This window comes from Vicinamibacteria bacterium, from assembly GCA_035620555.1.
GTDB lineage: Bacteria > Acidobacteriota > Vicinamibacteria > Marinacidobacterales > SMYC01 > DASPGQ01.
Map to the genome: position 1 here is coordinate 1 of DASPGQ010000142.1, position 5,710 is coordinate 5,710.

Sequence of the window (5,710 nt, forward strand, 5' to 3'; positions counted from 1 at the left end):
GGCGATCTGCTCGATCTCGGTGCGGCCAGCAACATCATCGAGAAGAGTGGGGCCTGGTACTCCTATGACAACGAGCGGATCGGTCAGGGTCGTGAGAACGCGAGGACGTTTCTCATCGAGCATGCTGACACGGCAGCCAAGATCGAAGCGCAGCTTCGCAAGGAGCTGGGCCTTCCGATATCCGAGACCGCGCCTGCGGGCCGCCCGTCGGGGACGAACGGAAACGACCCTGCCAAGGAGAGCAACGGCGGGTCCGCCCGCCCGAAGCCGGGGCGGGCACGGGATGTGAAAGTGACGGAAGGTGCCAACCGCAACTGAGGCGATGGAGCGCGACGCGTATCTCGGGGCTCGGCCCACTCCCTTCCGGTGGGCGACGAGCCGGACGATCCTCGTCCTGCTGTGCCTGCTTGGCGCGTGCCAACCGAATGCCGACGTCGTCGAAGTCAAGGAAGAGGCGACGTTTCTCGATCCGGTCATGGCGGACGGCGAGCACTATGCGCTCGAGTTCGAGAACGACTACGTACGGGTGCTCCGCGAGAATCTCGCCGCGGGAGAAGGGGGCGCGATGCATTCGCATCGTCCCCGGGTCTCGGTTTACCTGAGGGACGCGCAGGTCGAGCTGACGCCGCGGGGCGGAGAGCCGGTCGAGACCCAGCTGGTCGCGGGAACCACGAGCTGGGGCGATGCGACGACCCATCAAGGCGTGGTGAAGGGTGGCATCGTGGAAAACCTCTCGATCGAGCTGCAGGATCTCGAGGGTGGGGAACTGCCCGCCCCGGAGCTGGACGCCGTCGGGGTCGATCCCGACCATCACATCGTTTTGTTCGAGAACGATCGAGTCCGCGTCGTTCGGTTCCGGTATCCACCGGGATGGAAAACGCCTCTCCACCAGCATCGTCCCGGATTCGGCGTCGCCCTGACGGACCTGCGGGTGCGTAATGTGTTCGAGCAGGGGGAAGCCGCCGAGATCCAGCGGGCCGCCGGGTCGACCTTCTGGACCGAGGATCCGCGGCACGAGTCGGAGAATCTCAGCAGCTCGGAGCTCGTGGTCATCTTCGTGGAGCTGAAGAAACGGCCGGGTTAGCCGGCCCCCGATTTCTTGGCCGCCCAGGAGGCCGCTTGTGCTAAGCTGGCGCTTCCATGCGCCAGGGCCTACCTCAATAACTCATCGATGCCGGGGTAGCTCAGTCGGTAGAGCGAAGGACTGAAAATCCTTGCGTCGGCGGTTCAATTCCGTCCCCCGGCACCAATGAAGTCAGTGAGTTACGAAGTTATGATTCCAAAATTAGTTGTCGATTTGGCATTCGTGGAGACGCTTTGGGGACAGTCCTCGGGCTTGTGAACCTTGGAAAAAATTGGTTCGCTTATCCTTTAGACCGTCGGTCGACAATCTCCGGAATGGCTTGCGCTGATTCCCCGCGGTGTCGCCGACTTCCGCTGAAAGATTATCAGAACGCTTTCACAATACTTTAACGATTAGGACTTTCAATGAGGCGTCGCCACCTTCGCCCGTTCTCTTGGTTTTCCACAAAGTCTGTCCACTCTGGGTCATTTCGGTCAAGCTGATCACGTGCGTACGTCAGCATATGGTCCCGGGTCACTTCGGAGAGACGCCTTTCTTCGATTTCACCTCGTAGCAAGCTCACGAGCGAGCGCAGCTCGTCCTCGGAGCTTAAGACAAACTCACGGTGTCGCGAGTTGGCAAAGCTGAAGAATGTCATGCCAGGCGATTGTTGGGGCGGCTCGCTACTTGCGCCGTTAGTGTCAATGGGCGGTATCCCCCGAGGAGGACTTTGCAGAAAACTGGCAGAGTGTTCTGTGTAAATCCTAACCAACAAATCCCGCAGCTCATTCTCGGTTTCACCTTCAATCTCGTACACCGATGGTCGCAAGTCGAAATTTCCCTCCGGTGTTCGGAATTCGACCTTCATGATGACTGTGAGATCAGACTCATCCCACGATGTCCTTCTCCTGCCAAATCGAACAAGCTGCTTCAACACCACTCATGCGATGAGCTTCAGTGCCTCTTTCGCTGCCTGCCGGACTCCGCGTGACGGTTCTTGCTCCGGCGTCAGATGGCGTCTCAGTGCTCGGCGAGCTTGCTCGGACCATGACAAGTGTTCGGACAATCCGTAAACTGCGCCCTCGCGTACCAGGGGCGACGGATTTTCAAGCAGCCGAACAAGCACGGGAACGACGTCCACCGAGTTAGTGATCGACCCAGCGATTTCCGCGGCGAAAGTGAGGTCAGCAGTTCCAAGTTTATTTGACGCGATAAGCTGTAGGAATTCGTCCGGCTCCTCGAGTGCCAAGGCCTCCAGGGTTAGCTCTGAGACATGAAATGGAACCTCGCCTTGCTCTTGCTCAAGCTTGGCAGAATCTGAAGGGTCACTAGCGGTCCCTTCAACAATTGGCTCCCTTTTGATAAAAATATCCGTCGCTGCCCGTTGGGGTTGCTTAGAAAGAAATTGGTGAAACCCTCGCCAGCGATCGCGTGCAACCAGCGAAGACAAAGTGGCCCCAGTCATCAACGCAATAACGTCAGAGTCGGCAGCTGGTGTTGTGAAGGCTCTGCCCATTACGTCAGCTCTCCTTGGACTGAAAACGCATCGCCCGCTGATCCTTGGGAATTAGGGCGGCGAAAACTTCATTAGCATCCAGATTTGCCTTGGCGAAAGAGTCGCGTGCATCGATGAGTGAGGGGCCGCAGTGACGGATAACCGTTGTCTCAAGTCGGAGAATTCTCTTCTTCTCTGTTCCCTCCCCGGTAGTTGCCGTCGTCAGCGAAACTTGCAAAGGATGACCTTCACGACTCTCCTTGAAATGCATTAAAACGTTGGGAGACTCAGTTTTCGCAACCTGCAGGATGGCATTCAGCCCTGGGAACATTTCAGTCATATCGCGCTTATCAATCCAGTCGCGGCCTTCAACAAAATGGTCGATCTTGCCAAGCTCGATAGCTGCCGGTGTTGGTGCAGTCTGGAATTCCCGTTCGCAAAATTGTGAAAACTCCGTATATTCTGCGATTACGCGCTCCTGGAGCCCTCCCTGCGCCGAGAATCTTGGGTATATCTCTGAGCGCAAGCGCCAGTTGAGGTAGAAACGGTCGTGTTGTATCTGGATGACGTATGAGTCATCCCGGGAAATCAGCCATGTGCGAAGTCGAGGGAGACCCGTCCCAATCGATACCTGTTGCGGGACTGCGGGAGCGAAGACGGCTGGATGGAGCTGACGTTTGGGAAATTCATCGCGACGGTGACCCCAGTACGCCCCCACGGCCACTGGGTCAAGTTCAGTGATCTCGTCAAAGTAGATCCCGCATACAACCTCGGCTATCGGGGGTTTCCTCAATTTTTCGAGAACACTAGACTTGCTCACGGACTTCTCGCATCCGACATTCTACCCCTGAATCGACCAAGACGATGTATATAGATCATGTCTAACCGCAAGACGACGCGCTCAGCGCCTCTATGAGCGCATCCGAGAGCCCGGGCCATATCTCAGCATCCCCCGAAAACAACTCGCGCCGAAAATATCGCGTCTCGCGCTTTCATGACGAAACGCGAAAATCATAGGCTTCGGGCTCGTGACCGCGTCGGGGGTGCTCCCTTCTGCGGGCACCTATCACTCTGAGCCCTCGTGTAACCGCCAACATGTCAACGTAAGGCACCGTATACTGAAAAAGTGAGCTATAGGCGGCGGCGTAATCGTTGGAGAAAGCTTCCCTCTGGAAGAAAGGAACGAACGACGTTCGTGCCCCATCGCGGCCCATTCATGCCCACTCCCAGAGTCCCAGGTGGTGCGGAATTGGGAGTTTCAGGATCCGGCGAGCTTCACGAGAGCCGTCCTTGGTCGATCGGCAAGTGGCTCCTGATCCTTCCTTTTGGATTGGGCGCCCTCTTCCTATTCTGGCCGCTCCTGTTCGTTGGTCCAATGTGGTTCGCCCTTGTTGCGCTTCTCATCGGCTTAATCTGGAAGCTATGGTATGACTACCGCGCCGCGTCCTAGTTCTGGCCTTCAGCTGACTTAGTTCTCTGCGGAGCATCCTCGAGCATCTCTTTGTCGGCGCTCGGCGCCGAACCCTATGGTGCACTGGCCCGATCTCGGCCGAAGTCATGAAGCCGCAAGTCGACGACGCGGGATACGACCTGGTCGTCGAAGCGAACGGCGTCATTCGCCACATCCAGCTCAAGAGTTCTTTTCGGGCGGCGAAGACCGCGTCGCAGAAAGTTCACCTTCGCCTCGGCGAGAAGCCAAGCGGGTGCGTCATCTGGGTCGTATTCGAACCGAGCACGCTCGATCTCGGCCCCTTCCTTTGGTTCGGCTCGTCGCCCGGCAAGCCGCTCCCCGACCTTACATCCTTCAATGTTGCTCGTCACACCAAAGGTGACGCCACTAGGCACAAAGCCGAGCGCCTGATGATTCGCGTCATCCCGAAGGCGCGCTTCAAGTCTCTTGCCACCATCGACGAGCTGCTTGCGGTGCTGTTCGGAATATCGGTTTGAGTGCTTGTGCGGTCTAACAACGCGCCTCAGCTCGAGCACCCGCGGATCGCTGTCCAGAGCCCTGATCGGATGAAAAATCCTTGCGTCGGCGGTTCAATTCTGTCCCCCGGCACCAATTAAATCAATAAGTTACGAGTTTGGCTTTAATATCTATATTCTCAAAAAGAATAGTCTGGGGACGCTTTGGGGACAGTCGTCGAGCTCGTTTCGTGTGTCCCCAAGCCCTCGAGTCCTTTGCACCGTTGACCAATTCAATTGTCGACAGGGTCGACATGGGTGGAGCTCTCCGGCTTTTTGTGGGCGAGGGCTTGGCAAGCGATTCGCGGAGTGACGTCTTGCTCAGCGCCTGAGCCGGTACGCCTCGACCGCGTGGCGTGCGTGCGGGTCGAGCGAGCCGTGGTTGCGCGAGCGTCTCATCGACCACGAGGGCGATCGCGTCTTTCGTGAGCGCCGGGACGGTCATCTCACGTCTGCGCGCCGCAGAGCGAAGCATCGAGAGCTCGCGCTTCGAGAACGGCACGGACGCGCGCTTCACGGGCGAGTAGTTTAGCATCCGAGGCGCTCGCGCGGTTGACACCGGTTCCGACCGGAGATAGTTTCGCCGGGCAGACCTTGCGGGATTCGACCCCACGCAAACGGTCCCGGCGCCGGTCGCGCTCCCAAGTGCTGCCATCCACACGAGGCGATCAGGGCCGAGCCCGGCCCCGCTTTCTCGGTGCTCTCTCCTGCAGACCAATCGGAAAGTGAAAGCCTCCGTCACCAGTCAAGACCCATCGCGGGAGATGAAACGGTTTGAAGCTAGGCGCCATTAGAGGGTGAAGGCGGGGCAACCGACTCGGATCGCTCGCTACGAGTTGGGCGATTCCGAAGGCCCTCAACGTAAGTCCTGGCTTTGTTGGATTTGAGGAGGAGTCAATGTGCTTTCACTTGGGCAAAATGACGACCGCAGCTTCACTGACACTCATTTTGATGACTGGAGCTGTGCAGGCAGACGTTCAATGTGGCGATATCATCACGCGAAGCGTAAAGCTGAGCGCGGACCTAACCTGCGATGGGCAAGGGCTAATCATCGGTGCGGATGACGTTACGCTCGATCTAAACGGTCACACAATCACGGGGATTGGCCCTGAAGGAGACGAATACTTGGGTGTGTCCGGCGAGGGGCTTGAGCACGTGACGATTAAGAACGGTGAGATCAGAGGATT

6 protein-coding genes and 1 tRNA gene are annotated in these 5,710 nt (G+C 57.8%); 5 read left to right on the plus strand and 2 right to left on the minus strand.

Annotated elements, in window-relative coordinates; genetic code table 11:
* From VEK15_05685 to VEK15_05695, 3 genes are all read left to right on the plus strand, one after another.
* A partial coding sequence (locus VEK15_05685; protein HXV60165.1) for a recombinase RecA occupies positions 1-318 on the plus strand: 318 nt, incomplete at its 5' end.
* A 4-nt stretch (positions 319-322) separates the two neighbouring features.
* The gene (locus VEK15_05690; protein ID HXV60166.1) at positions 323-1,084 is read left to right on the plus strand and encodes a hypothetical protein; all 762 of its coding nucleotides are present in this window, start codon (positions 323-325) and stop codon (positions 1,082-1,084) included.
* Between the two features lie 89 nt (positions 1,085-1,173).
* Positions 1,174-1,249, plus strand: a tRNA-Phe gene (locus VEK15_05695).
* Between the two features lie 754 nt (positions 1,250-2,003).
* Here VEK15_05695 and VEK15_05700 read toward each other — a convergent pair.
* Both VEK15_05700 and VEK15_05705 read right to left on the minus strand, forming a co-directional pair.
* The gene (locus VEK15_05700) at positions 2,004-2,579 is read right to left on the minus strand and encodes a HEAT repeat domain-containing protein (GenBank protein ID HXV60167.1); all 576 of its coding nucleotides are present in this window, start codon (positions 2,577-2,579) and stop codon (positions 2,004-2,006) included.
* Between the two features lie 4 nt (positions 2,580-2,583).
* Positions 2,584-3,378, minus strand: a complete 795-nt coding sequence (locus VEK15_05705; protein HXV60168.1) for a TIGR04255 family protein — start codon at positions 3,376-3,378, stop codon at positions 2,584-2,586.
* 737 nt (positions 3,379-4,115) lie between these two features.
* Between VEK15_05705 and VEK15_05710 the strand changes: the two genes are divergently transcribed.
* Positions 4,116-4,505 (plus strand): hypothetical protein, encoded by a 390-nt coding sequence (locus tag VEK15_05710; GenBank protein ID HXV60169.1) that lies wholly within the window; start codon positions 4,116-4,118, stop codon positions 4,503-4,505.
* Between the two features lie 915 nt (positions 4,506-5,420).
* Positions 5,421-5,710: hypothetical protein (locus VEK15_05715; GenBank protein HXV60170.1), on the plus strand; the 290-nt coding region annotated here is incomplete at its 3' end.